The following is a 26,108-nucleotide window of genomic DNA, read 5'->3' as shown; positions in this document are numbered from 1 at the left end:
AAAGTTGCGCCGGCAGCCTCACGCGGCATCCTATAGCGGGATTGCCAGCAGCGTATCGAACCGCTGGCTGTCGCACACCACGATGCGTTCGACGTACCGCCATGCCCCGCTGACATCCCGCCGCAGCCGATCGAAGTAAACGCCGGCCGCGAACACGCTCATCTGGCCGTCGCGCATGGTGCGAATGACGACAAACGACGTCTCCGCCGACAGCATGCCGTCCGCCCCAACCGAGATCAGCGGCATGCCCAGAATGTGCCGATAGCGCTGCCGTTCGTAGATGTTGGCCTGTCGCAGCGCGGCGATGCGGTCCACCAGCATCGCCCGCGAATCGGCATGGATCAGGCCGGCCTGATAGCCTGCCGCGTGATTGTCCGCTGTGGTAACTTTGTATAGGCATGTGTCCAGAAAGAACTCTGGCCACGCCTCCAGCCGATCGGCATCGACCGCCGCCGCGCAGGCGGCGTTCAGCGCGGCGATCTCGAACAGCAGGCTGGGGTCTGTCATCATTCTACAGGCCCATCCCCGCGCGCCACGCCTTCCAGAAGCCGCGCACCGAGGCCTCCGTCGCCCGTGTTTCGGACCCCTCGGCGGTGGCGCCGCCCATTTCGACGACGGACGCTTCCTGGTTCGCGGCGGCGATGCCGCGCTGCACGAAGCCGCCGACCGCGCCGTCCTCCATCGAGACGAAGCCGGCCGGTCCCGCAAGGTTGGCCTGCTTACACCGCATAGAACGTAACTTGGACGTATCATCAGCGAACCCGAGGTAGGTCCAGTGCAGATCCATGCTGTCGACGCCGCGGGGAACGATCTGCCGGACCGCCAGTGCGTTATGGATCTGCTGCAGGATGAAGCCCGGAAAAATCGACAGGATCTGCAAGGTGATGTTGTCGCCGAACTCGGCCTGCGATTGCATGAAGGACGGGTCCTGAAGCTGGAAGCCCTGGTTGTCGGCCCGCATCCCAGCGTAGCTGTCATCCGGCCCCTGTGCCGCCGCCAGCGTGGTGCTGGCATGCGCGACGCCGTTGTCGCTGACCATCACGCCACCACCCTGGCTCAGTCGCGTGATGCGGAACGTGGTGAAGAACGTGTGCAGCAGACTGGCATGATAGGTGTCGCGCACGTTCTCCATGTACAGCTTCCAGTTGCAGGGCAGTTGCTGCGTGAAGCGGCCGACCACCTCAACTTTCTTGTGCAGCACGCGCCGCAACCGAGCCAGGACGTCCGGTCCGATATAGGCTTCCAGGTCCGGTGCGTTGGGCGCTAGGGTGCCGAACACCAGGCCGCACAAAACCGCTGTGCGCAGCTTGCGCGGCCCGTGCGCTTGCATGTCGAAATCGTCCGGCATGCCGCCGCGGCCGTTGACGCCACGGCGGAAGGCGACCGACGTCAGGTTGCCGCGCAGGTCGTAGCGCCAGGCATGGTAGACACACTGGAAGTCCTTGACGCTGCCGCCGTTCTCCAGACAGATCAGCGCGCCGCGATGGGCGCACCGGTTCTCGAAAGCAACGATATCGCCGCCCTCGGCGCGGGCGACCACGATGGGCATCGCACCCATCATCGTGGTGCGGTAGTCGCCGGCCTCGGGCACCTCGACCTCCAGGCACAGATAATGCCATACCGGACCTTCGAACAGCCGTGTCTGTTCGTCGCGCGCAATGTCCGGATCGCGGTAGACCCAGTAGGGCACGCGGGTCAGGCCGGGCGGCCAGGCAGCAGTTGGCGAATCGCGAACAGGCTGGTCCATGGAAATCTCCCCAGGCCGAGTTTCTTGTAGTCCTGCACTTATAGCATCACCGTCCCGCCATCCACCGCGATGGTCTGCCCGGTGACGAACTTGCTGCCATCGCCGACCAGCCAGGCGATCGTGCCGACCAAATCGGCCGGCTCCAGCGTACGCTGGATCGACTGGTTGGCGCGGATGACTTCCAGCCCCCGATCCAGCTTGTCGCCGAGGAACTCCGTCGTCCCCTCGGTCATCACGGCACTCGGCGCCACCGCGTTCACGCGGATGAAGTCGCGCCCCAGCTCCCGCGCCAGTCCCCTGGTCAAGCCGATCACCGCCGCCTTTGAAGTCGTGTAGTGCAGCGCGAACGGCATCCCATAGGTCGCCGCCAGGGAGGCGATGTTGACAATCGACCCGCCACCCGACTGCCGCATCCCCGGCACCACGGCCTTGCAGCCGTTCCAGATGCCCTTGACGTTCACCGCCATGGCTGCGTCCCAGTCGGTCTCCGGGATCTGGTTGAACCGCCCGCCGCGCAATGAGCCATACAGCGCGGCGTTGTTCACCAGCGCATCGATCCGGCCAAACCGCCGCATCGCCAGCGCGGCCATCGCCTCGCAGGAGGCCACGTCCGCCACGTCCAACGTCACGCTGATCGCATCATTTCCGGCCGCCGCCACCGCGGCCGAACAATCCGCGATATCGCCGGCCACGACATGCGCGCCGGCCTGGCCCAGGCTGGCCGCATAGGCGAGACCCAGACCGCGCGCGGCACCGGTAATCAGCACGACTTTTCCGGCGACGCTCATGCACGTTCTCCCGTTCAGGTTTGCCCGCCGGTGCGACAGTGGGCACATTGCCGGTACACTAACTGTCAAGCGAAAGGCCAACAATGGCGCCGAATACCAAGCGGGTGTTCTACGTGAACAATGTCGCCGCCCCGGTCTACCTCGACATCCTGGGCAGACGCCCAGACATCCAGGTGGACCGGCTGGAGAACGACACACCCGACGCGGCCGCCGAACCGGTTCTGGCGCAGGCGCATGCCTATCAGATCGGCTCCTCCCGCCAAGAGTTGGCAATGAAGTTGCAAGGCCATGCGCCGCTGCTGAAACGTTGCCCGAATCTGCTGGTGCTGTCCACCAACGGCGCCGGGTTCGACACCGTCAGCCTGGCCGATGCCACCGCGGCCGGTGTCATCGTGGTCAACCAGGCCGGCGGCAACAAGGAGGGGGTCGCCGAACATGTCATGGCGATGATGCTGACATTGTCCAAGCGCATCGTCATGTCCGACCACGTCATGCGGAGCGGCGCCGCTTACCAGCGTCGGGACTTCATGGGCGACGACGTGCAAGGCCGCGCTATCGGGATCATTGGCCTTGGCCATGTCGGCAGCCGCGTGGCCGAGCTTTGCAGGGGTCTGTTCCAGATGCGGGTGCTGGCGTTCGATCCCTATCTGACCGTCGACCAGATCGCTGCGAAAGGCGCCGAAAAAGTCACGCTCGACGAACTGCTCGCCCACGCCGACTATGTCTCCGTCAACTGCCCGCATACCGCCGAGAGCCGCGGCATGATGGGCGCGGCGCAGTTTTCCAAGATGCAGCCGCATGGGTATTTCATCACGACCGCCCGAGGCGGCATTCATGACGAGGCGGCGCTGGCCGCGGCCCTGGCCGCCAGGCAAATCGCCGGCGCTGGCCTGGATGTCTGGGAAGACGAGCCGCCGCCGTCGGATCATCCGCTGCTGAGGTTCGACAATGTCGTGGTCAGCCCGCATAGCGCCGGGGTTACCCGCCAGTCGCGCCACAACATCGCCCGCATCGCCGCGGAACAGATGCTGGACATTCTGGACGGCAAGCCGCCGCCGAGGCTACTGAACCCGGAGGCCTGGCCGCTCTACCGCCAGAGATTTGCACGGATTCTTGGCTTTCGGCCGGAGGAATAGGGCAAATATCGCTTCAGGTTCATCGCCCTCAAACCCCCGGTGGTTCCCCCGGAACCGGCACCTTGCCGAAGCCGATGATCAACGCCGTCACCTCCGCGATCGCCGCCTCTGCTGCGGCCGCGTCGGGTCCCTTGGCGACCAGCGCAACGCCGTTCCCACCGGCCCGGTAGAACGGGTAGCTGCCCAGGTCGAGGTCCGGGTAGCGCTGCTGCACGGCACCCAGCCCATCGGCGATAACGCCCTCCGGCAGGCCCACCACATGCACCGCGCGAGACTCGATCCTTGCTCCGCCCTGCAACCGGGGCGCCAGCCATTCGAACATCGACTGCATGACGCGCGGCACGCCGGCCATGACGTAGACGTTCTGCATCTGGAACCCAGGTGCCACCGAGATAGAGTTCTCGATCAGTTCGGCACCCCGCGGCATCGTTGCCATCCGCTGGCGGGCGCTGTTGAACTCGCCGGGCTTGTAACTGGCCTGCATCCGCGGCCAGGCGACCGGATGATGCTCCCACGGCACGCCGAAGGCGGCGGCAATGCATTCGCTGGTGATGTCGTCATGCGTCGGGCCAATGCCGCCGGTGGTAAAGACGTAGTCAAACTTCGCGCGGACCTCGTTCACCGTGCCGATGATGGTCTCGGGCACATCCGGGATCACCCGAACCTCCCGCAGCGGGATCCCCAGGTTCCCGAGACCCGTTGCGAGGAACTGGATATTGGCGTCGCGGGTGCGGCCGGACAGCACCTCGTTGCCGATCACCAGCAGGCAGGCGGTGGGATTGTTCGCGGCCATGGACGGCTTCCCTACAGAAAATCGCGCAACAGGGGTATCAGCGGCTTGTCGGCCGGCGGCATTTCGTACTCGGTCAGCTTCGCCGCCCGCACCCAGGCCAGGGTCTGGTTTTCCCGCGGCCTCGGGATGCCCTTCCAGCGGCGGCAGACGAACAGCGGCATCAGCAGATGGAACCCTTCATAGGTGTGCGACGCGAAGGCGAAGGGTGCCAGACAGGCAGCCGTCACGTCGATGCCGATCTCTTCCTTCAGTTCGCGGATCAGCCCCGCCTCGGGCGTTTCGCCGGGATTGAGCTTGCCGCCGGGAAATTCCCAAAGGCCGGCCATCTTCTTGCCCTCTGGCCGACGCGCCAGAAGCACCCGTCCATCGAGGTCCACCAACGCGCAGGCGGCGACCAGCAGCAGTGGCTTGGCCCCTGGGTCGGCGCCTGGGTCGGCCGCCGATCCGGCGTCCTTGGGCACCTCCGTCCAGCCAAAGATGTCGTTGCGCGTCGCCTGGAACACCAGCACCTGGTGATCCTGGTCCGAGATCTTCGACCGCCGCGTCGCGGTGCCTGTCTGGCTGAAGCCGATGCGGCGGAGCACGATGCAAGACGCGTCGTTGGCCTCCGCCACCTCCGCCACGATCCGGTCCAACGTCAGGTTGGCAAAGGCCCAGCGGGTCAGCCGGGTCGCCGCCTCGGTGGCGACGCCATGCTTCCAGTAGGCGCGTCCCACCCAGTAGCCCAGCCGGCCGGCGCGGTTCGGCTGGTCCAGGGTCAGGCCGACGACGCCGACCAGGGTCTCCCGCTCGCCATCGTGCCCGGTGATCGCCAGGTGATAGGCGGAACCTTCGGCCAGCCGCCGGATCGTCGAGGCGATCCAGTCATCGGCCAGTTCGCGCGGATAGGGATAGGGCAACTCAGCCAGGGTGCGCGTCACCTCCCAGTCGTTGATCAGCCGGTGCAGCGCTTCGGCGTCGTTGGCATGAAGCGGGCGCAGGGTCAGGCGCTCGGTCGTCAGCGGCGTGAACGCCTCAGGCGGCGCGGGATCATGCGGCGCGGGATCAGGCGGCGCGGAAGCTTGTGATGCAGCCTGCGCTATCGCCGAGGCCGGGGTCTTGGCCGACCGGCGTGGCTTGCGTTTTGGCTTGGCTTGCGTGGTGGCGGGAATTGGATTGACCTTATCAGCTAACCGTTGCCCAAGGTGGCGCAGACCGCTCGGCTCACGCAAGAGCCGAAGGCGCGCGGGTGGACGACGCGAGGCCGACGCGTCAGCTTGATCACATCAGCCAGAAACCGCCGGAGGAACCCATCATGCAGCTTGGTATCCATCTGCCGCACATCGGCCGCAAGGCCGGGCCGGACAGCATCCGCCGCGCCGCCATCCAGGCGGAGGAACTCGGCTTTGACGATGTCTGGGTGAGCGAGCACATCATCGTCCCGAAGGATGCCGGCTACCCGCCGTCGGCGAATTTCTGGGACCCGGTGCTGACCCTGACCTGGGCGGCCGCGGTGACGACCCGGGTCCGCCTGGGCACCTCGGTCCTGGTGTTGCCGCTGCGCCATCCGCTGCCGCTGGCGAAGGAACTCGCGACGCTGCAGAACCTGTCGAACGGCCGGCTGATCCTGGGCGCCGGCGTCGGCTGGCTGGAGGCCGAGTTCGATGCGCTTGGCGTGCCGTTCAAGCAACGCGGCCGGCGGATGGACGAGGGTATCGCCATGATGCGCGCGGTCTGGACGCAGGACCCGGTCAACTTCGAGGCGCAATGGATTCCGGCGACGATCAGGGACATGCGGGCGCAGCCGCAACCTGTTCAGCCGATTCCGATCTGGATCGGCGGCGGCTCCGATGCCGCTATCCAGCGCGCGCTGCGGCTGGACGGCTGGCACGGCACCCGGACACCGCCGGAGCAGGCGGCGGCGTTGGTGAAGCGCCTGCGGGCGGAGCGTCCGGGGCCGGACTTCGTCATCTCGCTGCGGGTGACCTGCAACCAGCACAACGTCGCGTTGATGCGCGACGCGCTGGCCGTCTATCAGGATGCGGGCGTGCAGCATGTCATGGCCGCGCCGGAAGACCGGGATATCGACAGCTATCTGGCGACTGCCGAGGCCTTCCGCCGCTGTGGACAGGGGTTGTAAGGCCGGCGGCGACGCAACAGTGGCGACGCGCGCGGCCATGAGGTCGTGACGCAGGCCGTGTGCGGAAGCAGGATGTCATACCGCTGCCCGGAAGTGTTGACTCCCGGTAGATTCCCAGGTGGGGCCTGAAACCTCGCGTTCTTCGCCACGCAGACCTGGACAGGGGTCAAGACTTACGCGCGTTGGTGTTATACCAAACGACTCATGAGGTGACCGTTTTTGCCCAGTCCCGTGTGGCGATTGATCGGATACGCTCTGGTGCGGCGATGAGTTTGTTCCAAGCCACGCAGCATGCGTCGATGATCGCTTCAGAGGTTGCGTAGACGCGGTTGCTGAGGTCGTTCTGTCGCAGGAATTCCCAGACGTTCTCGGCGGGGTTCAACTCCGGCGAGTAGGGCGGCAGGTGCAACAGCCCGATATTCTCGGGCACCTTCAAGCGGTCGCCCGTCTGGTGCCATCCGGCGCCGTCCAGCGTCAGCACGGCGAACGCACCTTCGGCGACCTGGGTGCTGATTTCCTGCAGGTGCAGGTTTATCGCGTGGACGTTGGCGTGCGGCAGCACGAGCCCAGCCCCGACGCCCCGCGCCGGGCAGACCGCGCCGAACAGGTAGGCCCAGTGGTAACGCTGATCCCGCGGTGCTGTGGGGCGGCTGCCGCGTTCCGCCCAGATGCGGGTCAGGCTGCCTTGTTGACCAACGCGGGCTTCGTCCTGCCACCAAAGCTCGATCGGCTTGCCGTGCGCGGCCGGCGGAATGGCAGCCGCGACCAGTTCGGCAAAGTTTTTTTATGCGCCTGCTGCGCTTCGGCATCCGCCTTGGGATGACGCGGCCGAACCGAGATGTGGCTGAACCCCAATGCCGACAGAATCCGCCCGACGCTGCGCTCATCCATCAGGACAAAGAAGCGCGCCAGGATCCGCTCCCGCAGGTCGCACAACCGCCAACGCACGACGCCATCTTCAGCAACAGTCGGCTTTTTGCCAACCCAGATCGCCAGTTGCGCCGTCTCCTCGACAGACAGTTTCGCCGCCGCCCCGCCGCCATGCGGACGGTCTGATAGACCCGCAATGCCGTGCTCGTTATAGCGGATTACCCAGTCGCGCAGCGTCTGCCGGTCCATCCCGCAGGTGTTCGCGGCATCCGTCCGGTTATGACCTTCCAGCACCAGCGCCAGCGCCAGAAGTCGCCGCGCCACCGGCGCCTCGGTTGTGCGGCCAGCCTGCCAGCGCAGTGCGCCGGCATCGTGCTCCCGTCGCGTGATCTGTATCGTCATGGCTGTTCCACCCGTCATCAAGCTGGACCAAACCACCACGACGCCCCGAGCCGGCGGAAATCACGTACGAGTCAGCTCATTTGTCGGTTGGTATTATTCGGGCAAACGAAGGTGCCGCCCGTCCCTGCGTGACTTGTGCGGCGTTTTTGTTGCGTCGTGGCGGTGTCCTGACGATGCGCGGGGGCGCCCGTTGGAGTAGGCGACCGGAGCAGTCGGGGCCATGATGGGTCAGATGTATCGGTTGAAAGATCGGCTGGTGTTACGTCGTCTTGTCCGCCGGCTGACCGCCCGGACGCTGTGTTCCGGAGACGAACGGCGCCATCGCGGGCGGCAGGGTCGGCATTGCCGTGCTGGCCAATAGGTCGGCGCGGCGCAGCGCGGGCATGGCGAGCGTGCCGCCGCCGAGGGCAAGCGCGGTGGCGGTCAGCGCCTCGATGCGCAGCAGTTCCAGGCGGCGTTGCGCCGGGGCAAGGCGGGCGAGGTTGGCGCGGCATTCCTCGGCCACCTCGGTCATCGCCTTGGCCCACAGCCGGTTGTGGGCGTGGCTGGTGGGCGGCGCCGCCGATCGGAGGATTGCGGCCGCGTGCGGCACGGGCGCCTTCGGGGCGGGCGTGGCAGGCGACTGGCCAGGGCCAAAGGGGCGGCGATCCGCGCGTTGCGGGGCGGCTGGCGGCAAAGCCGTGGATAGCGGGCGACCGAGCACGCAAGGGAGGGCTTTGCCCGCGATGACGGGAGGGCGGGTGGGTACCGGATAAGCGGCTGTCATCTGAGCGGCCGCCGGCATCGCTCCACAGTGCCGGGACGATGCCTCCGGCGCCGCTGCGGTGGGTGCCGGTTTGGCCGGCCTTTGTCTGGCAGGGGCTGGTTCAGCATGAGTTGGTTCGGCAGGGGTTGGTTGGTCCGGCCCGGCATCGGCAGGCGCCGGATCGCGCGGCAGCGCTTCGTTCGTCGCCGGTTCGCCTGACCCTGGTTCGCTTGGCCCCAGCGGAACGGCGATCGGTTCAGCCGGTGCCGCGGCGGCGCGTGCGGCGGCGGCTGGCGCATCAGACGGTGCGGCCGTGGCCTGGCGCAGCATCGCCTGGGCAGCGTCCAGCGCGGCCAGCACCGCCGCCTCGTCGACCGCCTCGCGCGGGTCGGCCGCCGCCGCCGTCGTGGCGCCCCGCCGCCAGCGCCTCGGTCATCCGCTGGGCCGAGCGGTTCAGCGCGTTGGCGTTGCCGCGCAGCTTCAGCTTCATCGTCAGCGAGACAGCTGGCGCCGCCGACAGCCGCAGCGCATCCAGTTCGGCCAGCGCGTAGCCGAGCATTCGGGTGAGCGTCAGCAGCGCCGCCGCGTCGGGACCGGGCGCGCCGCCGCCGGCGATGGCGGCGTGCGCGGCGGCGTGCGCCAGTGCGGTGTCGCCGCCGCCGGCTAGCAGCAGCGGCACCAGGAAGCCGGGCAGCAACGCCCGCAGCGGGTCGCCTGGCGGAGTGGGCGGCGGCGCGGACGGTGGGGCGGACGGCGGCAGCGGCGGGGCGGGCGGACCGGCCGGCGGGCCTGCCGCGGGCTGGCGTCCAGCGGAAGGGCATCCAGGGGCAGCGCTCACAGGATCAGGTCGCCGGGGCGGATGTGGCGGATCGGCGGATACTGGCGCAGGCCGCGGCGCAGGTTCTCCTGGCACTCGCGGCGGTAGGCCAGGCCGAGGCGGCGGGCCATGTAGGCCTCCTGCTGCGGCGTCGGGTGCTCGGGCATGATCATGCCGCCGCCGGGCAGGATGCCGTCGGTGTGTTCGATGTCGAGGCCCTCGTTCTCGACGGCGATGCGGTCGGCCTCGCGCAGTTCGTTGGCGAGGGCGATGGCGCGCGGGCTCCAGACCACGGCGGGGGCGGGGTCGGCGGCGTGGGCAGCGGAGGGGTGGGGATCGGCGGCGTGGGTGGTGGCCTGAGCATCGGCCGCCTGCGTGGTGGTGCCCTGAGTGGTGGTGCCCTGAGTGGTGGTGCCTTGGCGGATGCGCGCCTCCCAGGCCTGCATCACCGCGCTGGCGTCCGCGGGCGGCCAGGCGCGGCCGGGCGGGCGGCCGGGCGGGACGGTGAGCGGCTTGGCCTGGCGGCGCTCCAGCGCGCGCAGCAGGCTGTCGAAGCTGCGCGCGGCGGTGGCGGCGGCGGCGGTGTGGCGGGTGCTGTCGCCGCACGGGCGGTGGTGGTTCATGCCGAGGCGCCAGCCGGCGGCGGCGGCGTGCCAGGCGGCGACGGCCTGCACGCCGAGCATCAGCTCGATCTCGTCGCGCGGGTGCAGCGCGGCGAGTGCGAGCAGGCCAGCGTGCATGCGCCGGTGCGCCCAGGCCTGCGGTTCGGCCGGATCGAGCGGCAGGGCGCGCATCAGCACGCGGACCGCTTCATTGACGAAGGCCGGGTTGATCGGGCCGTCGAGGGCGAAGATCGCCTGGGGGTCGTCGGCTGGCGGTGGCAGGGTGTCGGGTGATGCGGTGGGGTTGGAAGCGACGAACGTGCTGGCGGCGGGGTTGGAAGCGACGAACGTGCTGGCGGCGAGGGTGCTGGCGGCGAGGGTGTGGGCGGCGGGCGTGTTGGCGGCTGGGATGGGGCGGGGCATATCCGGTTTATGTTCGTGCTTTGTTCTAAATGTTGCGGGAGGTGGGACGCCGCCCGCGCGAGTGCAAGGGGTAGCGTCAGTTTTATGTCCGGATGGGGATTGGCTTCCTATACTGCAGAACAATCGCCCAGCAGAAGTCGGAAGATTAAGAGTTCGGGACCGGACCATCCCTTGGATCCAGTCGCTCCACCTTCAACCCGTCATGAAGCGGCTCGTCCGGACCATCCTTGCATCAATGGCTGGGGGCGGATGGGCGGGACAACCCTGCCTCGCACGCGCGGTCGCCTGGCCGCGAGAAGTGGCGCAACCTGATCGGAAACCGCTCCAAGTCGAGCACTGCCGAAGCCTTTCCTCCGGCGGACAATGCCCGAAGTCGGTTTTTGCAATAATACCTGCCGCAGTGCGGCAGCGGAAGCAGTTGCCTTCTTGATGCCACATCAGCCTTCACGTTAACGTGATATTAAGAAATGTGTCCATCCCATGCCGGCAGCTATGCGCTGGCCCACATTGGCTCGGAGAGGAGCCGGCGCATGACCCTGATACGCCGATCCGGCAGCCGTGATCTGCGGGTCGATTTCTTCCGTGGCCTGGCGCTGTGGTGGATTTACACCGACCACATTCCCGGAGATATCCTGGCGAATTTCAGCCTTCGCAACTTCGCCATGTGCGATGCGACGGAGGTGTTCGTGCTGCTTGCCGGCTACGGCGCGGGGCTGTCCTATGGGATGCGGCTGCGCACGCAGGGGTATATTTCGTCCGCGGCGGACGTGCTGAAGCGCGCCTGGACGCTTTATATCGCCCACATCTTCCTGTTCATGCTGTTCAGCGCCCAGGTGACCTATTCCGCCACGACGTTGAACCGCATCGGCTACCTGGCGGAAACCCGCCTGGACGTGCTGGGGGACGATCCCTACCGCAGCATCCTGCAAGCGTTGTTGCTGCGGTTCCAGCCGAGCCTGCTGAATATCCTGCCGCTTTATGTCGTGTTAATGGTTTTCTTCGCCGCGACGATCTGGCTGTTGCGCTGGCCGAGGATTCTGTTCGCCCTCTCCTTCGCGGTCTACATGCTGGTGCGGGTTACGCACCTGAACTTCGCCGCCTGGACGGAGCAGGGCTGGTTCTTCGACCCGCTTGCCTGGCAGTTCCTGTTCGTCATCGGCGTGCTGCTGGCCTGCGCGCCGATGAAGATGCCCTGGCGCCCCCGGTTGGTCGATGCCGCGGCCTGTGTCGTGCTCGCGGCGGGGATGGCGGTCAACCTGGTGGTTGATCCTCACCCGCATCTGATGGATTGGTTCTCGTCCTCAGTGTTTCGGTATCTGATGATCGACGACAAGACCGGCTTGCATCCGTTCCGGCTGGTCTCGATCCTGGCGCTGACCTGGCTGTGTGTGCGGCTGATCCGCTTCGACCAGCCGTGGCTGCGCAGCCGCTGGGCCGCGCCTTTCGTCCTGGTTGGGCAGAACTCGTTGCCGGTGTTCTGCTCCGGCATCGTGATCGGCTTCCTTGCCCGCCTGGGCCTGGAGTATGACGATGGCGTCATGATGCAGGTTGCCGTCAACCTGTTTGGTGCCATCGGCATGGTCGCGGTCGGCGCCCTGGCGGCGTGGTATCGGACGAAGGGAAAGCCGCAGCCGCAGGGGATGGCCGCGGGGCAGGCACGCGGCGCACCGACCGCCCCCGAAACGCTATTGCCGGTGCATGCGCAGCCTGATACCGGATGAACATGCAACGGCTGTCGCATGTTTTCCTGCTTGTTTTCCTGTTGGCGGCGGTTTCGGGGGCGTGTTGGGCCGAAGCGCCGGAGGTGGCGGATGCGGCTGTCGCCTGTGACCTGCCGCCGGAGCTGACGACGCCGGACGTCGCGTTTCCTCGGGTCGCGGCCGCGCTGTCGGCAAGGCATGGGGTCGAGATATTGGCACTTGGGTCCGGATCGACGGTGGGGGACACTAGCGGCAAGGGTGGGCCGGCGTTTGTTTATAGTCGTCCGGCCGCATCGTTTCCCTACCACATGCTGGAAGCGCTTGAAGCCTCGCGCCCCGATGCGCGGTTTCATCTGACGGTGACGGGTGGCCGCAACATGACGGCCGAGGCGATGCTGGAGGTCTTGCAGCAGGAAGTGGCGGCGCACCATTATGATCTGCTGGTCTGGCAGACCGGCACGGTGGAAGCGGTGCGTGGCCTGCGGCCGGAGACGATGCGCGACGTGCTGGAGGACGGGATCGAGGCCGCGGCCAAGGCCGGCGCCGATGTCACCGTGGTTGATCCTCAGTTCAGCCGCTTCCTGCGCGCCAACACCGATCTGAGCCCATACCAAACGACGTTGCAGCAGACCGCGATGATGAACGGCGCGGCGTTGTTCCATCGCTTCGACCTGACGCAAGGCTGGTCCAGTTCCGGCGCGATCGACCTGGAGCGCGCCAGCCGCTCGGAGCGGGATCATACCATCACGCTGCTGAACATCTGCCTGGGGCGGGCGCTGGCGAAGTTCGTGCTGACGGGGGCAGCCGGGGCCGCGCACTGACCGGCCTTGCCGATTGCGTGCGGGGTAGCCTATCCGGCCAACCCGCCGGTAACATGGACCTGTCACAAAGGATGCGGGAAACCAGAGGATGGGGGAAACCATGGACTACAGTTCGGCCTTCGCCGGCATGAAGGTCATTGATCTCAGCGGCGGCGTTGCCGGCCCATCCTGCGCGATGATGCTGGCGCAACACGGCGCCGACGTGATCAAGGTGGAAACCCCGCACAATGGCGGCGACTGGTCGCGCATCCTGGGCCGCACCTACGAAGACCATTCGGCGTTTTCCCTTTATGGCACGCTGGGCAAGCGCAGCCTGGCGCTGGACCTGAAGACGCCGGAGGGCAAGGCGATCCTCTGGCGCCTGGTGCGCGGCGCCGATGTCTTCATCGAGGGCTTCCGGCCTGGCACCATCCAGCGCTATGGCTTCGGCTATGACGCGGTCAGCGCCAAGGAGCCGGGGATCATCTACTACTCGATCTCCGGCTTCGGCCAGACCGGTCCGCTGGCGGCTCGCCCGGCGATGGACCCGGTGCTGCAGGCGTTCACCGGCATCGTCACCGAGAACAGGGGCGAGCACGACAACCACCCGCACCGGATCGCGATATCGCTGATCGACATGTTCTCCGGCCTGCTGGGGTTCCAGGCGATCGCGACGTCGCTGTATGTGCGGCGGGAGCAGGCGGTGAAACAGGGCCGATTCATCGAACTCAGCCTGATGCAGGGGGGTGCGATGCTGTCGATCATCCGCCTGATCGCGCACCATCTTGAGCGTGGCACGACGACGCGGACCAGCATGCCGAACGGCGTGTTCAACACCGCCGACGGGCAGATCAATGTCACCATGGTGCGCGCGACCGACTGGCGGCCGTTCTGCGAGGCGATCGAGCAGGCGCAGTTGCTGGAGGACCCGCGTTTCGCCACCCATGCCGCCCGAGGCACCAACCTGGACGAGCTGTACGGCGTGCTGCGTCCGATGTTGGCCGCGCGCTCCACGGCTTGGCTGTCGGAGCGGCTGACCGCGAAGGGCATTATGAACGGTCGGGTCAACAGCTACGAGGAGTTCCTGATGGAAGAGCAGGTGGCCGCCACCGGGATCATGGCGTGGCTGGCCCAGCCGGGCGTGTCCGAGAAGGTGCCAATGCCGAACATACCGGGCCTGCCGCCGTTCGAGAGCGGCACGAAGCGGGCGCACGCGCCGCGGCTGGGGGAGCATACGCGGGACGTGCTGACCGAGCATGGCTACTCGGCGGCGGAGATCGAGGCGCTGGTGGAGCGCAAGGTGGTGGGGGTGGGTTAGGCACGCTGGTCGGCGCCAGGCTTTTCGTCGCCGCTATTCGCGGCAGCGCGGAGGCACCAAGTGAGGCACCAAGTCATGATGCCTCAGCTATCATCTGTTGTTGGACGATGCGTGGGGTTCTCCCGGTCCTGGCTTGCCTGGTCTGACCGGGCCGTTCGACCCCAACACGCGTCTGACCTTGTCGACCGTACCCAGACGGGCGGTATACTCGACGCGATGTCGCATCACGACCGGCCGCAGACGGAAACCGTAGTGATCGAACCGGAGAAAGCAATCATGCCAAAGACCAGAGGCACCGGTCTTCTGATGGCCTGGACCGACGTTGATCCGGCGCGGGAAGATGCGTTCAATCGGTGGTACGACGAGGAACACATCGGCCGGCTGCTGGCGGTGCCGGGATTCCTCAGCGCCGGACGCTATCGCGCGCTGCGCGGCGGCCCGAGATACCTGGCGATGTATGAGCTGGAGGACCACAATGTGCTTCACTCCGCCGCGTTTCTCGACACCGTCCGCTACCAGCCTTCGGTCCGGCGGCTGGCGGCCTCCGGCAGCACCGCCGGACGGAATTTCCTGCTGAACTGTTACCGGCAGATCTTTCCGGCGAAGACAGATCCGGCGGACAGCCCAAGCGAATTGCCACGTTACCTGCAGATGGGCCGCATCGATGTCATGGCGTCGATGGAAGAAGAGTTCAACGACTGGTACAACACCGTCTACATCCCCGACTTCCTGCGCGTGCCCGGCGTGCTTCGGGCCCGCCGCTTCGTCGCGGTCGAGGCGCAACCGAAATATCTGACCGTGTACGAGTTCGAGAACGCAGGCGTGCCTGATTCGGCGGCGTGGGATGCCGCGCGCGGTTCCAATCCATGGAGCCGGCGGGTGCGCGCGGGGATGCGGCTCGACGACGGCTCGCCGGCGGTGTTTGAACGCATTTTTCCAACGTTGTGAAGGTGCATTGAATGATGACTTCGGTCACTGGAACCTGGCGCCTGGTGCGGGCGGTTTCACACGACGCGAACGGCAACGAATTGCCCGCGCCGTATGGCGGCCATGCCATGGGCCGCGTCGTTCTGGCCGCGGACGGACGGATGATGGCGGTGCTGTGCGACGGGCGGCGGACGATCCCCGACGGCGGCACGCGAGACTACAACAGTTACTGCGGCAACTATACGTTCGAGGACGGGCAGTTGATCACCAGGGTCGATGCCGCCTCCGACGCTGGCCGGATCGGCTCGGATCAGGTGCGCGACGTGCGGTTCGAAGGTGAGCTGATGATCTTGCGCCCGCCGCCGCGGGCCTATGGCGGCCTGGTGGAGCAGCGTGAGCTGTATTGGGAGAAGATCGCGGACATCTGATCGCGATCTGGATGACCGGCATGGGCTGTGGTAGATCTTAGCCATGGACACCGTGCTGACCGATACCTGGACAACCGACCGCTTCCTTGTCTGGGAAGACAAGCAAGAGGGTAAGCATGAGTTCAACGGCCGGGACGTCATCCCGATGACCGGTGGCAGCATCGCGCATCAGGACATCGTCTTCAACTTACGCACGGCCCTGGTTGCAATGATCGGTGGACGGCCACTGAAAGCCCTGCATGAAATGCGCATTCGCATGGGCGCGGTGATCCGCTATGCCGATGTCGTGGTGTGTGCGACGCCGCTTGATCAGGCCACCCGTACATTGACCGACGCATTGGCGATCTTCGAAGTCCTATCCGAAGATACCGCCACCACGGACCGGGTGGACAAGCTAATCGACTATGCCGCCCTGCCGTCGCTGCGCTGCTATGTGCTTCTGGAGCAAACGGTGGTCGGCGCCACGGTGTTCCAGCGCGAGCCTGGCGGCGCCTGGATCGCCACCGCCCATACCGCGGGAACACTTACGCTGCCGGGTGTGGACATCATTCTGCCGTTGCCCGACCTATATCGCGGACTGACGTTCACGGGTTAGATACCGGCCGGGTAACCGGAGCCGCACAAGTCGCAAGAACGGTACTGCAGCGGAAGAGGACCATCGATGGCTGTCCATTACGACCTGCTAATTCGCAATGGCACCTGCATGCTGGCGTGGGGCGCGGAAGATATCGACGTGGGCGTGCGTGATGGAAAGATCATCGCGCTTGGCGTCGGCGCGGATGCCACCGCCGACCAGACGATCGACGCCAGCGGCCTGCACGTCCTTCCCGGACTGATCGATCCGCACGTGCATCTGCGCGATCCCGGCGACAAGGCGGTCGAGACCATCCCCACCGGCACCAGGGCCGCGATCCTGGGCGGGCTGACAACGGTGTTCGACATGCCGAACACCAGCCCGTCCATCACCGACGGGAACCGCCTGGCGTGGAAGCAGGACTACGCCGAGGCGGTGGCCTGGTGCGACATGGGTCTGTATGTCGGCGGCACGAAGACCAACATCCCGGCGCTGGCCGAACTGGAACGTGGGCGCGGTGTCTGCGGGGTGAAGATCTTCGCCGGCAGCTCCACCGGCGACCTGATGATCGAGGACGACGAGCACCTGGAAATGGCGATGCGCTCCGGCCGTCGGCGCATCGCGTTCCATTCCGAGGACGAATACCGGCTGCAGGCCCGCAAGCCGCTGTTCAAGTCTGGCGATCCCTATGCCAACCACATGGTCTGGCGTGACGAGGAATGCGCTTTCCTCGGCACCCGCCGGCTGATGGCGCTGGCGCGCAAGACCGGGCGGCCGGCGCATATCCTGCACGTCTCGACGGCGCAGGAGTTCGATTACCTGAAGGATTTCCGGGATGTCGCCACGTGCGAGGTGCTGGTCAACCACCTGACTCAGGTCGCCCCTGACTGCTACGAGCGGCTGGCGGGCTTCGGCGTGATGAACCCGCCGATCCGTGGCCAGGCGCACATGGATGCGGCGTGGCGGGCGGTGAACGATGGCATCGTGGACACCATCGGCTCCGACCATGCGCCGCATTCGGCGGAGAAGAAGCGGCTGCCGTGGCCGGAGTGCGCCGCCGGGCTGACCGGCGTGCAGACATTGGTGCCGATCATGCTGGACCATGTGAACGCGGGCCGGCTGTCGCTGGCGCGGATGGTCGATCTGCTGTGCGCGGGACCGGCGCGGGTCTATGGCGTGGTTGGCAAGGGGCGGCTGGCGGCAGGCTACGACGCCGACTTCACCCTGGTGGATCTAAAGCGCCGGCGGCGGATCGAGGAATCCTGGATCGTCTCGCCCTGCGGCTGGACCCCGTTCGCCGGCATGAACGTGACCGGCTGGCCGATCGCCACCATCATCCGCGGCCAGATGGTCATGCGGGATGATGAGGTGCTGGGCACGCCATCCGGCAGACTGGTGACGTTCGTCGGTTGAACCCGGATCTGGTGCCCGATCTGGCGCCCGTCGATCTGGCGATCATTGGCGCCGGTCCCGCCGGTATCGCGGCGGCGGTGGAAGCCGCGGAGCATGGCCTGTCGGTCCTGCTGCTGGATGAGAACGCCGCACCCGGCGGCCGGATCTGGCAGGGGCTGGAGGCGCGCGGGGCGGCCGACGTCGATGAGGCGGCGGCCTTGATGTTGATGCGGCGCCTGCGCGCCAGCCCGGTGGACCGGCGCTGGAACGCGGCAGTCTGGGCGATGGAACCGGGGGCGATCGAACCGGATGGGCAGGTGTTCTGGAGCGAACCCGGGATCGGGTCCAGGGCCACCCGAACCGCGACGGCGCGCAAGATTCTGCTGGCAACCGGCACGACGGAGCGCCCGCTGCCCATCCCGGGCTGGACCTTGCCGGGGGTGATGACGATCGGCGCGGCGCAGATCGCCCTGAAGACGGGTGGGCTGCGGCCGTCCGGGCGGACCTGGCTGGCCGGGCAGGGGCCTTTGCTGCTGCTCTATGCGGTGCAGGCGCTGGAGGCGGGGGGCGCGATCGCCGGTGTCATTGATCTGTCGGACGGGCTTTCGCCCATTCGCGCCCTGCGTCATACGAGCCTGGCCGTATTAGCGGACATCCGTAAGGGTTTGGCATGGCGGCGCCGGCTCTCCGAGGTGCGCTGGATCGCCGCGGCCGAACTGCGGGCGGAGGGCGAGACGGCGCTGCGTGCGGTATCGTTTCGCACTGTGCGCGGCTGGCAACGGCAGGACGCCGATCTGCTACTGTTGCATGACGGCGTCATCCCGTCGGTGCAGATGAGCCGAGCGGTCGGCTGTGCCCATGCCTGGAGCGAGGTGCAACGAAGCTGGCGTCCGGTCGCGGACGCCTGGGGGCAGACATCGGTGCGGCATGTGCTGGTCGCGGGTGATGGCGCTGGTATCGGCGGTGCCGCGGCGGCAGTGCTGTCAGGCCGGATCGCGGCGCTGGGCGCGGCATGCGCGCTGGGCCGGCTGGATCCGATGCGGCGCGATGCCGTCGCCGCGCCGTTGCGTGCGCGGCATCGGCGGCTTCTCGCGGGGCGGCCGTTGCTGGATCGCCTGTTCGCCCCCGTGCCGATGCGGCTGGATGACACGACGCTGGTATGCCGTTGCGAGGAAGTCTCGGCCGGCGACGTGCGGCAGGCGGCGCGTGCCGGCTGCGGCGGGATGAACCAGCTCAAGGCCTATACCCGCTGCGGCATGGGGCCGTGCCAGGGCCGGATGTGCGGACCGGTGGCGATCGAGGTGCTGGCGGCGGCGCATGGCGTTCCGGTGGCGGCCATTGAGCCGCTGCGGACCCGGTTTCCGACCAAGCCGGTCAGCCTGGCCGACCTGGTTTCGTTGCGGGCGGAACAGGACACCGGTTAGCCGATGGGACTTGCCGATGGGACTTGGCAGAAGGTGTCCGGAGGGAAACAATGCGCCGAACAATCGGGGGAACGCCAGCATGAGCACGACAACCCAAACCAGTTCCTACCTGCCGGTGCGCGACGACTGGCTGGCGCGCCGGACCGAGGCGATCCTGGAGCCTGAGCTGCCGATCGTCGATCCGCACCACCATTTGTGGGAGCGGCCAGACTGGGTCTACATGCTGGACGACCTGCTGGCCGACACCAACAGCGGGCACAACATCGTCGCCACGGTGTTCGTGCAATGCCGCTCCATGCACCGCGCCGGCGGACCCGAGGCGTTCCGCCCGGTCGGCGAGACCGAGTTCGTCAACGGCGTCGCCGCGATGAGCGCCTCGGGCGGCTATGGTCCGACGATGATCTGCGCCGGCATCGTGGGGCATGTCGACCTGCGGCTTGGCGCCGGGGCGCGGGATGTGCTGGAGGCGCACATCCGCGCTGGCGGCGGGCGGTTCCGCGGCATCCGCCACATCACCGCGTACGATCCCGACCCGGCGCTGATGAACCCGGCCTATGCGCCGCCGCCCGGGCTGATGTCCGACCCGGCGTTCCGCGAGGGTTTCGCAACGTTAGCGCCGCTGAACCTGTCGTTCGATGCGTGGCTGTACCATCCTCAGATCGGCGAGCTGACGGCGCTGGCGCAGGCGTTTCCCGGCACCATGATCTGCCTGAACCATGTTGGCGGGCCGCTGGCGATCGGCGCCTACGAAGGGCGGCGGGACGCAGTGTTCACCGACTGGTCGAAATCGATCCGCACACTCGCCGCCTGCCCAAATGTCGTGGTCAAGCTCGGCGGCCTGGCGATGCGCATCAACGGCTGGGATTTTCACACCAGAGCCGATCCGCCGTCGTCGGAGGATCTGGCGGCAGCATGGAAACCTTATGTCGAGACCTGCATCGAGGCGTTCGGTGCGGCGCGCTGCATGTTCGAGAGCAACTTTCCGGTGGACAAGGGCTCCTACGCCTATGCGCCGTTCTGGAACGCTTGCAAGATCCTGGCACGAGGCGCCAGCGCGGCGGAGAAGACCGACCTGTTCAGTGGCACCGCCGCTCGTTTCTATCGCCTGGACCTTTGACGGAGCTTATGATGAGACAGTTGAAAATCGGCGACGTCACGATCACCAGCATCATCGAGCGTGACGGTCCCTGGCGCAAACCCGCCGACATGTTCCCGGCGTACGATCCGGCGGTCGGTGCCAAGCATCTGGAGACGCTGGATCCCGAGGTGTTCGATCCGGCCACCGGCATGATGAACATCACCTACCAGACATTCGTGGTGCGCACGCCGCACCACACGATCCTGGTCGATACCTGCACCGGCGAAAACAAGGGCTACCCCGCGCCGATGGATTTCCCCAAGCGACGCTGGCTGGATGAGTTCGCCGCGGCGGGACTGTCATTCGAGGCGATCGACTACGTGTTCTGCACCCACCTGCACATCGACCATTGCGGCTGGAACACGGTGCTGCGGGATGGGCGCTGGGTGCCGACCTTCCCGAACGCCAAGTACGTGTTCCACAGGCGCGAATACGCGGCGTGGGAACAGGCGACGAAGGAGGAAAAGCAGCCGCCGGGCGATGTCTGGCGCTTCAACTGCGAGCCGATCATGGTGGCCGGGCAGGGGCTGCTGGTGGATGATGATTATTCGCTGGACGATACGGTGTGGCTGACGCCGACACCGGGGCACTCGCCGTGCCATTGCTGCGTCAACATCAGCTCCGGCGGCCAGCGGGCGGTGGTGACGGGCGATCTGATGCACCATGCGCTGCAGTGTCGCGAGCCTGCCTGGTCGACGATCTTCGACTGGGATGCCAAGCAAGCGGCGGCCTCGCGGCGGCGGTTCCTGGGCGATGTCGCCGGGACCGGCACCTTGATCCTGCCGATCCATTTTCCCAACCCGACGACGGGGCTGGTGGAAGCGATGGGGGAGGGGTTCGATTACAGGTACGTGCGAGATGCCTGACCGGACTCCGACGGCCGTCCGCCGCAAGATGCGACGAAGCGCGGGGGGCGGGACCCCGGACGATTATTGCCCCGTCATCCGGCGCCGCATGGCTTCATGACGGCAGGATGTCAGGTATCGTGTCCGGCGTGTCCATCGTGGCGCCGAACCATTTCCGCTGAAGTTTCGCAAGCGTGCCATCCTGTTTCATCGCCAGAAGATGAGTGTTGAAGAAATCTCGCATCGCCACGTCCTGCTTGCGGAAGGCCATGCCGAACCACGCAACGATGTCGGAGACACCGGATATCATCTTGAACTGACCCGGCGCATCGCGCATCACCACCATCATGGTGGAGCGCGAGTTCACCACCGCATCAATCCGTTTGTTGATCAGGTCCTGATACGCTTCCGGATTATGTTCATACTGCTTCACGTCGGCGTAGCCCGGTTTGCCCGCGGCCTTCAGCTTGGCCTCGAAGACCTTGATGATGCCGGCCGCGGCGCTGCCAAGGGTCACCCCAATGATCTTGCCGGACAGATCGTCGGCAACCTTGATCCGCTGTTCATCCGCTCGCAGCAGGATCACGTTGCTGGCGTCGGCGTATGGCATGGTGAACAGGACCTTCTCCGCACGCTCCTTGGTGATGGTCATGCCGGAGATGATGCAGTCGAACTTTCCGGCGTACAGCGCCGGAATGATCCCGCTCCATTGCGTGTCGATGAAGCGCGACTTGACGCCGATCGTCGCCATGATGAGGTCGGCGATCTCGGGATCGTAGCCGATGATCTGGCCGTCCTTGAAGAACTCGTAGGGGACATAGGCGGCTTCGGTGCCGACCGTCAGGATGCCGCGCTTCTTCACCTCGTCCAGCGTGTCGGCATAGGCGGAATGGATGTTCGTCATGCCGAGAAGGCTGGTGACTCCGGCACCGGTCAGAGCGGCACGTCGCAGCATGAGGCGACTCCTTGGTTCATTGTTCCTGGCGAGGGATCACGCAACCGCCGTGCCACCGGTTGGTCGTGACGGCATAATCTGTCGCGAGGCTTGGTGCCGATGCCTATGTAGATCGTGGGCATCCCGTATAGGCGCCGCGGAAATTCGCGGCTGGCCGAGGTTGCCCTGACGCACGCTGGTGTGCCAGTGTTTGTCAAAGAGCATAGCAGGGAGAAAGCGACATGCAGGTCGCCGTTATCACGGGCAGCAACGGCCTGATCGGACAGGCCACATGCCGCAAGCTGGCGCAGTCCGGCTTTCTGGCGGTCGGCGTCGACATCGGCGCGGAGAGCAAGGGCAACTGGCCGTATTACCAGTGCGACCTGACCGAGCTGGATCGGATGGCCAGCACGCTGGCGGCGATCGAGACGGATCACGGCCTGATCCGCGTGCTTTACAACAACGCCGGCGTCTTCCATCCGGAAACCGACTGGCTGGACGTGCCGCCCGAGCAGTATGACGACACGATGGCGGCAAATGTGCGGGTGCCGTTCTTCGCATCTCAATGGATGGCGAAACGCCTGATCGCCGCCGGTCAGGGCGGATCGATTGTCACCACCGCATCCATCGCCGGGCTGAACGGCAGCATGGTTGCGGAATATGGCGCCTCCAAGGCCGCTGTCATCAACATGACCAAGAGCCTGGGCCGCCGCCTCGGCCAGCATGGCATTCGGGTGAACGCGATCGCGCCCGGCTTGATCAAGACCGCGATGGGCGCGCGGGTGCCGGAGGTTTCGAAGCAGCGAGCACTGAGCAGTGCGCTGGGCCGAGCGGGCGAGCCGGAGGAAATCGCCGCTGTCGTGGACTTCCTGGTCAGCGACGCGGCCAGCTTCGTGACCTGCACGACGATCGAGGTCAGTGGCGGCGCGTGATTCTGTCATGGTTGTGGCGTCGCAGGGCTGCAGCTTTGACGATCCGCCTGACTTATCCACGTTGAAAAACCGTGGAGTCTCCCACACCTCGCATTTGACTGCACAGCCCAGGATGCCGCCTTCATGGCCTACGAAACGCCGTCGCTTACCTACCTCGGTCTCTCCACGCCTCCGCCGGCTACGCCCGGCGAAGCCGTGCTTGATCGGGTACCAAGTCCGCCTAGCGAAGCACCTTACATCGTGCGCTTCTCGGCGCCGGAATTTACCTCCCTCTGCGCAGTCACAGGGCAGCCGGACTTCGCGCACCTTGTCATCGATTACGCACCTGGTTCTTGGTTGCTCGAATCAAAGTCGCTTAAGTTTTTCCTGGCATCATTCCGTAATCACAGTGCTTTTCATGAAGAATGCACGATCGGCATTGGCAAGCGGCTGGTGATGGTCCTTGAACCCATTTTCTTGCGGATTGGCGGATACTGGTATCCGCGTGGCGGTATTCCAATTGACGTATTCTGGAGCTTCGGCAAGTTGCCCGAAGGCATCTGGCTTCCTGATCAGGGCATCAACCCGTACCGTGGACGTGGCTAGGCCGGTGATGGAAGTGACCGGTTTGATGGACAGTCTCGGGCCTGGATCGTCAGATGGCTGTCGCAGGCAACCAGGTGTCCAGGCGCACTCTTCCAGCGTCGCCTGGCGCACGATGACCTCTAGCGGTCAGTTCCGATCCAACCGAAGCTGTTGCGCGAGCGACGCCAGCGCGGCGCGGAACGCGACTTCCCAATCGGGATCAGCCGACACCGTACCGCCCGCCAGTTCGATCCCGACATGAACCATCGCGTTTTGCACGCAGCCCTCCGAATGCACCAAGATCCCATCCGGATCACGCAGCATGCCGGAAGTACCGCCGGTCGAACTGGCCGCGGCCGTCACCAGTGCTTCACCGTAGGTGGTCTGGAAGAAATCCGCGACCTTGGCTGAATATGAGCGCGGATCACGGGTCCAGCCGGAGATCGGCTTTCCACGGGCCTTCATGTAGCCGATCTCGAACGCGGTGCCGGCGTCCATCTCCGGCCCACGCCGGATGCCGTCGAGACAGAACACGGCAGCCTCCAGCGTGTCCATCAAGGCAATGTCGGCACGCACGATATGCGCCAGCAGGGCCTTGCCGAGCGGCATGGTTTCCAGGCCGATCTGGTTGTCGAGCGGAGCGACGCCAACCAGACCGAATTCGCGGCAGAGCATCTTCATGTGGTCGAAGACAACAAGCGGATCAGGGGCGAAAACCATCGGACCCGCGAGATAAACCCTCGGGTATTCGTGCGGGCCCGATCCCGACGGACGATCAGTCACTTCGCGAATGCCGGTTCCTTCACCTCGATCCGGGACCCCTTGAACGCCGGCATTACGTCCTTGGCAAAACGTTCCAGTTGCTCCAGCGCCAGCGCCCTGGGCACGCCCACCGACAGGCTGACGGAGATCCGGTCGAGGCCAGGATACGCCTTTTCCAGCGCCTTCAGGTGTTCGATGATCTCGTCCGGCGAGCCGGTCAGGAAGCCGCCGGCTTTCACCGCGTCCTCGATCCGTGGCAGCTTCGCCGTCGGCGCCCGCAGCGGGTCCCGCATGATCTCGATCTGCTCCTCCGTCATTGCTCGGCTTAGCCGCAATTCACCAAACATCTTCATGTTCTCTTCGTAATACTTGGCGGCGTCGCGGATGCACTGTTCCTTGTTGTCGCCGATGTAGAAATGAAAGCCGAAGCAAAGCCGCTCGCCCAGATCGATGTGCCGCCCGAGCTTGGCATGTTCTTGTTGCCATTTCCGGACGACACTGTGCATCGCGCCACCCTCGGCCGAACCACCGCCGACCATGCCCTGGATGCCGTGCCTGGCCATGAAGGCCAGCGCGCGCTCTGATCCGCCCTGGATCGGTTGCCAGCATTCCACCGGCAGGCGTGCCGGCCGCGGCACCAGCGTCAGGTCCTTCAGGGTGTAGCCGCGATACGGGACCTCGGGCGGCAGGGTGTAGTGCTTGCCCTGGTGGCTGAACCTGTCGTTGTTGAACGCCTTGAAGATGATATCGACCTGTTCCTCGAACAGTTCGCGATTGGCGTCCTGGTCGATCAGCGGGGCGCCGAAGGTTTCGACCTCACGGGTGTGGTAGCCGCGGCCGACGCCGAACACGACGCGGCCGTTCGACAGGATGTCCGCCATCGCGTAATCCTCGGCCAGGCGCAGCGGGTGCCACATCGGTGCGATATTGAAGCCGCAGCCGATCTTCATCGTCTGGGTGACGTGCGTCAGGTGCAATGCCATCAGCAGCACGTTGGGGATGCATTCCGTGCCTTCGCGCTGGAAGTGGTGCTCCGCCATCCAGAAGGTGGAGAAGCCAAGCCGGTCCATGAGCTGAGCCATCGACTGCGCCTTGCCGAGGGCGGTGGACAGATGGCTGTTGTCGTACAGCCGGTCGTTGACCGGTGTGCCGCCGTAGCCGATGTTGTCCAGGTCCACATGGCCGGCGTACAGGCTGTCGAATTTGGTGATCATGGCCGGTTCCCCCGTTTATCGGAGGATAGTACGCCTGGCGGCGGGGTTGGCAAGGCCGAGTGGCTTGACGGAGCGGGTTGCGCGGCGGAGCACCACTCTTGTTTCAGTGGCCTGCTTGTCCCCTACGTCCGCCGCGTGATGCAACGCGCTTCGGGGCAGGACGCTAGATCGGGAACGTCAGGCTGCGGTAGAGGTTCGTCAACGGCAGATCGATATCCAGGCCCGGCAGGACCAGAACGCCGCCGGTATGCGCGCTGGCGACCCAGGCGCCGCCTGGCTCCGCTGAAACAGCGTCGCGGCAACGGCGGTCTGTTCCAGCAGGACGTAACAGCGCAGCGCCGGGAGTGCCGCATAGTTCAGCGGTTTTACCACACGGTCAGTGGTAGCCGTATCGTCCGACAGCACTTCGAAAAGCGCTACCGCGTCGATCAGGGTGCGGGTCGTCTGCGCGAGCGGGGTGGCGCATACCGCGACATCGGGATAGCGGACACCGGCCCCGGCGCGGATGCGCATTTCAGGCAGCGCCGTCAGCGGCCGGTCGCCAAGGACACCAGCCAGAACCACGCAGAGGTTGAACACGATGCGCTGGTGCGCAACGGTGCCGCCGGTCATCGGGACGACATTCCGCCCGTCGAACCCATGCTTTCCCTCCTGCTTGTCTTCCCAGGCAAGGAAGCGATCGGTCGTCCATGCTTCAGCCAGAATGGCATCCAT

The 26,108-nt window shown here is 66.0% G+C and carries 27 protein-coding genes; 14 read left to right on the top strand and 13 right to left on the bottom strand.

Annotated features, from left to right (window positions below):
- Positions 1 to 30: 30 nt before the first annotated feature.
- The 3 genes from ACQY4S_RS06915 to ACQY4S_RS06905 are packed head-to-tail and all read right to left on the bottom strand — an operon-like array spanning position 31 to position 2,535.
- A complete protein-coding gene (locus ACQY4S_RS06915) occupies positions 31 to 510 on the bottom strand; it encodes an aromatic-ring-hydroxylating dioxygenase subunit beta (RefSeq protein ID WP_428484449.1) in 480 nt (159 codons plus the stop codon).
- Position 511: 1 nt separating this feature from the next.
- Positions 512 to 1,747: an aromatic ring-hydroxylating oxygenase subunit alpha gene (locus ACQY4S_RS06910; RefSeq protein ID WP_428484448.1), complete on the bottom strand. Its 1,236-nt coding sequence runs from the start codon at positions 1,745 to 1,747 to the stop codon at positions 512 to 514.
- A gap of 38 nt (positions 1,748 to 1,785) precedes the next feature.
- Entirely contained in the window at positions 1,786 to 2,535 is a 750-nt protein-coding gene (locus tag ACQY4S_RS06905) for an SDR family NAD(P)-dependent oxidoreductase (RefSeq protein WP_428484447.1), read from the bottom strand.
- Between the two features lie 83 nt (positions 2,536 to 2,618).
- Between ACQY4S_RS06905 and ACQY4S_RS06900 the strand changes: the two genes are divergently transcribed.
- On the top strand, positions 2,619 to 3,671 hold the full coding sequence (locus tag ACQY4S_RS06900) for a hydroxyacid dehydrogenase (protein WP_428484446.1): 1,053 nt from the start codon (positions 2,619 to 2,621) through the stop codon (positions 3,669 to 3,671).
- Positions 3,672 to 3,699: 28 nt separating this feature from the next.
- Here ACQY4S_RS06900 and ACQY4S_RS06895 read toward each other — a convergent pair whose 3' ends face one another.
- Together ACQY4S_RS06895 and ACQY4S_RS06890 are read right to left on the bottom strand one after the other, a co-directional pair.
- Positions 3,700 to 4,464, bottom strand: coding sequence for a competence/damage-inducible protein A (locus tag ACQY4S_RS06895; RefSeq protein ID WP_428484445.1), 765 nt, complete (start codon positions 4,462 to 4,464; stop codon positions 3,700 to 3,702).
- 11 nt (positions 4,465 to 4,475) lie between these two features.
- On the bottom strand, positions 4,476 to 5,675 hold the full coding sequence (locus ACQY4S_RS06890) for a bifunctional GNAT family N-acetyltransferase/(deoxy)nucleoside triphosphate pyrophosphohydrolase (RefSeq protein ID WP_428484444.1): 1,200 nt from the start codon (positions 5,673 to 5,675) through the stop codon (positions 4,476 to 4,478).
- An 83-nt stretch (positions 5,676 to 5,758) separates the two neighbouring features.
- Here ACQY4S_RS06890 and ACQY4S_RS06885 point away from each other — a divergent pair, with 83 nt between their 5' ends.
- Complete coding sequence (locus ACQY4S_RS06885) at positions 5,759 to 6,583, top strand: LLM class F420-dependent oxidoreductase (RefSeq protein WP_428484443.1); 825 nt, start codon at positions 5,759 to 5,761, stop codon at positions 6,581 to 6,583.
- Between the two features lie 202 nt (positions 6,584 to 6,785).
- Here the strand turns inward: ACQY4S_RS06885 and ACQY4S_RS06880 are convergent.
- The 4 genes from ACQY4S_RS06880 to ACQY4S_RS06865 all read right to left on the bottom strand — a co-directional run bounded on the left by ACQY4S_RS06880 (position 6,786) and on the right by ACQY4S_RS06865 (position 10,442).
- Positions 6,786 to 7,855, bottom strand: a protein-coding gene (locus ACQY4S_RS06880; protein ID WP_428484442.1) for an IS630 family transposase whose coding sequence is annotated in 2 segments (ribosomal slippage) — positions 6,786 to 7,369 and positions 7,369 to 7,855 — 1,071 coding nt in all. Because the reading frame shifts where the segments join, the coding sequence is not laid out codon by codon here.
- Between the two features lie 259 nt (positions 7,856 to 8,114).
- Positions 8,115 to 8,447 carry a hypothetical protein gene (locus ACQY4S_RS06875; protein WP_428484441.1) on the bottom strand — a complete coding sequence of 111 codons (333 nt, stop codon included), beginning with the start codon at positions 8,445 to 8,447 and terminating at the stop codon, positions 8,115 to 8,117.
- A 451-nt stretch (positions 8,448 to 8,898) separates the two neighbouring features.
- A complete protein-coding gene (locus tag ACQY4S_RS06870) occupies positions 8,899 to 9,438 on the bottom strand; it encodes a hypothetical protein (RefSeq protein WP_428484440.1) in 540 nt (179 codons plus the stop codon).
- On the bottom strand, positions 9,435 to 10,442 hold the full coding sequence (locus ACQY4S_RS06865; protein ID WP_428484439.1) for a hypothetical protein: 1,008 nt from the start codon (positions 10,440 to 10,442) through the stop codon (positions 9,435 to 9,437). Before ACQY4S_RS06865 ends, ACQY4S_RS06870 begins: the two co-directional genes overlap by 4 nt.
- A 530-nt stretch (positions 10,443 to 10,972) precedes the next feature.
- On the opposite strand from ACQY4S_RS06865, the gene ACQY4S_RS06860 reads away from it, so the two are divergent.
- The 10 genes from ACQY4S_RS06860 to ACQY4S_RS06815 all read left to right on the top strand — a co-directional run bounded on the left by ACQY4S_RS06860 (position 10,973) and on the right by ACQY4S_RS06815 (position 21,009).
- Positions 10,973 to 12,163 carry an OpgC family protein gene (locus tag ACQY4S_RS06860; RefSeq protein ID WP_428484438.1) on the top strand — a complete coding sequence of 397 codons (1,191 nt, stop codon included), beginning with the start codon at positions 10,973 to 10,975 and terminating at the stop codon, positions 12,161 to 12,163.
- Positions 12,160 to 12,963, top strand: a complete 804-nt coding sequence (locus ACQY4S_RS06855) for a hypothetical protein (protein ID WP_428484437.1) — start codon at positions 12,160 to 12,162, stop codon at positions 12,961 to 12,963. Before ACQY4S_RS06860 ends, ACQY4S_RS06855 begins: the two co-directional genes overlap by 4 nt.
- A gap of 100 nt (positions 12,964 to 13,063) precedes the next feature.
- Positions 13,064 to 14,260 (top strand): CaiB/BaiF CoA transferase family protein, encoded by a 1,197-nt coding sequence (locus ACQY4S_RS06850; RefSeq protein ID WP_428484436.1) that lies wholly within the window; start codon positions 13,064 to 13,066, stop codon positions 14,258 to 14,260.
- 276 nt (positions 14,261 to 14,536) lie between these two features.
- Positions 14,537 to 15,208: a hypothetical protein gene (locus tag ACQY4S_RS06845; RefSeq protein WP_428484435.1), complete on the top strand. Its 672-nt coding sequence runs from the start codon at positions 14,537 to 14,539 to the stop codon at positions 15,206 to 15,208.
- 11 nt (positions 15,209 to 15,219) lie between these two features.
- Positions 15,220 to 15,615: a lipocalin-like domain-containing protein gene (locus ACQY4S_RS06840; protein WP_428484434.1), complete on the top strand. Its 396-nt coding sequence runs from the start codon at positions 15,220 to 15,222 to the stop codon at positions 15,613 to 15,615.
- Positions 15,616 to 15,658: 43 nt separating this feature from the next.
- Positions 15,659 to 16,210: a Uma2 family endonuclease gene (locus tag ACQY4S_RS06835; RefSeq protein ID WP_428484433.1), complete on the top strand. Its 552-nt coding sequence runs from the start codon at positions 15,659 to 15,661 to the stop codon at positions 16,208 to 16,210.
- A 66-nt stretch (positions 16,211 to 16,276) separates the two neighbouring features.
- Positions 16,277 to 17,602, top strand: a complete 1,326-nt coding sequence (locus ACQY4S_RS06830; protein WP_428484432.1) for a dihydroorotase — start codon at positions 16,277 to 16,279, stop codon at positions 17,600 to 17,602.
- Positions 17,599 to 19,005, top strand: coding sequence for an FAD-dependent oxidoreductase (locus tag ACQY4S_RS06825; protein WP_428484431.1), 1,407 nt, complete (start codon positions 17,599 to 17,601; stop codon positions 19,003 to 19,005). Before ACQY4S_RS06830 ends, ACQY4S_RS06825 begins: the two co-directional genes overlap by 4 nt.
- 79 nt (positions 19,006 to 19,084) lie before the next feature.
- Complete coding sequence (locus tag ACQY4S_RS06820; protein WP_428484430.1) at positions 19,085 to 20,122, top strand: amidohydrolase family protein; 1,038 nt, start codon at positions 19,085 to 19,087, stop codon at positions 20,120 to 20,122.
- Between the two features lie 20 nt (positions 20,123 to 20,142).
- On the top strand, positions 20,143 to 21,009 hold the full coding sequence (locus tag ACQY4S_RS06815; protein ID WP_428484429.1) for an MBL fold metallo-hydrolase: 867 nt from the start codon (positions 20,143 to 20,145) through the stop codon (positions 21,007 to 21,009).
- 94 nt (positions 21,010 to 21,103) lie between these two features.
- Here ACQY4S_RS06815 and ACQY4S_RS06810 read toward each other — a convergent pair whose 3' ends face one another.
- Positions 21,104 to 21,943: a transporter substrate-binding domain-containing protein gene (locus ACQY4S_RS06810; RefSeq protein WP_428484428.1), complete on the bottom strand. Its 840-nt coding sequence runs from the start codon at positions 21,941 to 21,943 to the stop codon at positions 21,104 to 21,106.
- A gap of 221 nt (positions 21,944 to 22,164) precedes the next feature.
- Here ACQY4S_RS06810 and ACQY4S_RS06805 point away from each other — a divergent pair, with 221 nt between their 5' ends.
- Positions 22,165 to 22,854, top strand: a complete 690-nt coding sequence (locus ACQY4S_RS06805; RefSeq protein ID WP_428484427.1) for an SDR family NAD(P)-dependent oxidoreductase — start codon at positions 22,165 to 22,167, stop codon at positions 22,852 to 22,854.
- A gap of 123 nt (positions 22,855 to 22,977) precedes the next feature.
- Entirely contained in the window at positions 22,978 to 23,439 is a 462-nt protein-coding gene (gene queF, locus ACQY4S_RS06800) for a preQ(1) synthase (protein WP_428484426.1), read from the top strand.
- A gap of 126 nt (positions 23,440 to 23,565) precedes the next feature.
- Here the strand turns inward: queF and ACQY4S_RS06795 are convergent, their stop codons facing one another.
- From ACQY4S_RS06795 to ACQY4S_RS06785, 3 genes are all read right to left on the bottom strand, one after another.
- The gene (locus tag ACQY4S_RS06795; protein ID WP_428484425.1) at positions 23,566 to 24,201 is read right to left on the bottom strand and encodes a nucleoside 2-deoxyribosyltransferase; all 636 of its coding nucleotides are present in this window, start codon (positions 24,199 to 24,201) and stop codon (positions 23,566 to 23,568) included.
- Positions 24,198 to 25,394: an LLM class flavin-dependent oxidoreductase gene (locus ACQY4S_RS06790; protein WP_428484424.1), complete on the bottom strand. Its 1,197-nt coding sequence runs from the start codon at positions 25,392 to 25,394 to the stop codon at positions 24,198 to 24,200. The genes ACQY4S_RS06795 and ACQY4S_RS06790 overlap by 4 nt, the downstream gene beginning before the upstream one ends.
- Before the next feature lie 198 nt (positions 25,395 to 25,592).
- Positions 25,593 to 26,108, bottom strand: coding sequence for a Uma2 family endonuclease (locus tag ACQY4S_RS06785; protein WP_428484423.1), 516 nt, complete (start codon positions 26,106 to 26,108; stop codon positions 25,593 to 25,595).

The organism is Rhodopila sp. (assembly GCF_965276935.1).
GTDB lineage: Bacteria > Pseudomonadota > Alphaproteobacteria > Acetobacterales > Acetobacteraceae > Rhodopila.
The sequence above is the reverse complement of the archived record's forward strand: the minus strand, read 5'-3'. Positions and strand labels throughout refer to the sequence as shown.

What these genes read in the sequence shown, in the direction of transcription:
- ACQY4S_RS06915 (WP_428484449.1), bottom strand. Translation starts at nt 510, where the DNA reads ATGATGACAGACCCCAGCCTGCTGTTCGAGATCGCCGCGCTGAACGCC.
- ACQY4S_RS06910 (WP_428484448.1), bottom strand. Translation starts at nt 1,747, where the DNA reads ATGGACCAGCCTGTTCGCGATTCGCCAACTGCTGCCTGGCCGCCCGGC.
- ACQY4S_RS06905 (WP_428484447.1), bottom strand. Translation starts at nt 2,535, where the DNA reads ATGAGCGTCGCCGGAAAAGTCGTGCTGATTACCGGTGCCGCGCGCGGT.
- ACQY4S_RS06900 (WP_428484446.1), top strand. Translation starts at nt 2,619, where the DNA reads ATGGCGCCGAATACCAAGCGGGTGTTCTACGTGAACAATGTCGCCGCC.
- ACQY4S_RS06895 (WP_428484445.1), bottom strand. Translation starts at nt 4,464, where the DNA reads ATGGCCGCGAACAATCCCACCGCCTGCCTGCTGGTGATCGGCAACGAG.
- ACQY4S_RS06885 (WP_428484443.1), top strand. Translation starts at nt 5,759, where the DNA reads ATGCAGCTTGGTATCCATCTGCCGCACATCGGCCGCAAGGCCGGGCCG.
- ACQY4S_RS06865 (WP_428484439.1), bottom strand. Translation starts at nt 10,442, where the DNA reads ATGCCCCGCCCCATCCCAGCCGCCAACACGCCCGCCGCCCACACCCTC.
- ACQY4S_RS06860 (WP_428484438.1), top strand. Translation starts at nt 10,973, where the DNA reads ATGACCCTGATACGCCGATCCGGCAGCCGTGATCTGCGGGTCGATTTC.
- ACQY4S_RS06855 (WP_428484437.1), top strand. Translation starts at nt 12,160, where the DNA reads ATGAACATGCAACGGCTGTCGCATGTTTTCCTGCTTGTTTTCCTGTTG.
- ACQY4S_RS06850 (WP_428484436.1), top strand. Translation starts at nt 13,064, where the DNA reads ATGGACTACAGTTCGGCCTTCGCCGGCATGAAGGTCATTGATCTCAGC.
- ACQY4S_RS06845 (WP_428484435.1), top strand. Translation starts at nt 14,537, where the DNA reads ATGCCAAAGACCAGAGGCACCGGTCTTCTGATGGCCTGGACCGACGTT.
- ACQY4S_RS06840 (WP_428484434.1), top strand. Translation starts at nt 15,220, where the DNA reads ATGATGACTTCGGTCACTGGAACCTGGCGCCTGGTGCGGGCGGTTTCA.
- ACQY4S_RS06835 (WP_428484433.1), top strand. Translation starts at nt 15,659, where the DNA reads ATGGACACCGTGCTGACCGATACCTGGACAACCGACCGCTTCCTTGTC.
- ACQY4S_RS06830 (WP_428484432.1), top strand. Translation starts at nt 16,277, where the DNA reads ATGGCTGTCCATTACGACCTGCTAATTCGCAATGGCACCTGCATGCTG.
- ACQY4S_RS06820 (WP_428484430.1), top strand. Translation starts at nt 19,085, where the DNA reads ATGAGCACGACAACCCAAACCAGTTCCTACCTGCCGGTGCGCGACGAC.
- ACQY4S_RS06810 (WP_428484428.1), bottom strand. Translation starts at nt 21,943, where the DNA reads ATGCTGCGACGTGCCGCTCTGACCGGTGCCGGAGTCACCAGCCTTCTC.
- ACQY4S_RS06805 (WP_428484427.1), top strand. Translation starts at nt 22,165, where the DNA reads ATGCAGGTCGCCGTTATCACGGGCAGCAACGGCCTGATCGGACAGGCC.
- queF (WP_428484426.1), top strand. Translation starts at nt 22,978, where the DNA reads ATGGCCTACGAAACGCCGTCGCTTACCTACCTCGGTCTCTCCACGCCT.
- ACQY4S_RS06790 (WP_428484424.1), bottom strand. Translation starts at nt 25,394, where the DNA reads ATGATCACCAAATTCGACAGCCTGTACGCCGGCCATGTGGACCTGGAC.
- ACQY4S_RS06785 (WP_428484423.1), bottom strand. Translation starts at nt 26,108, where the DNA reads ATGGATGCCATTCTGGCTGAAGCATGGACGACCGATCGCTTCCTTGCC.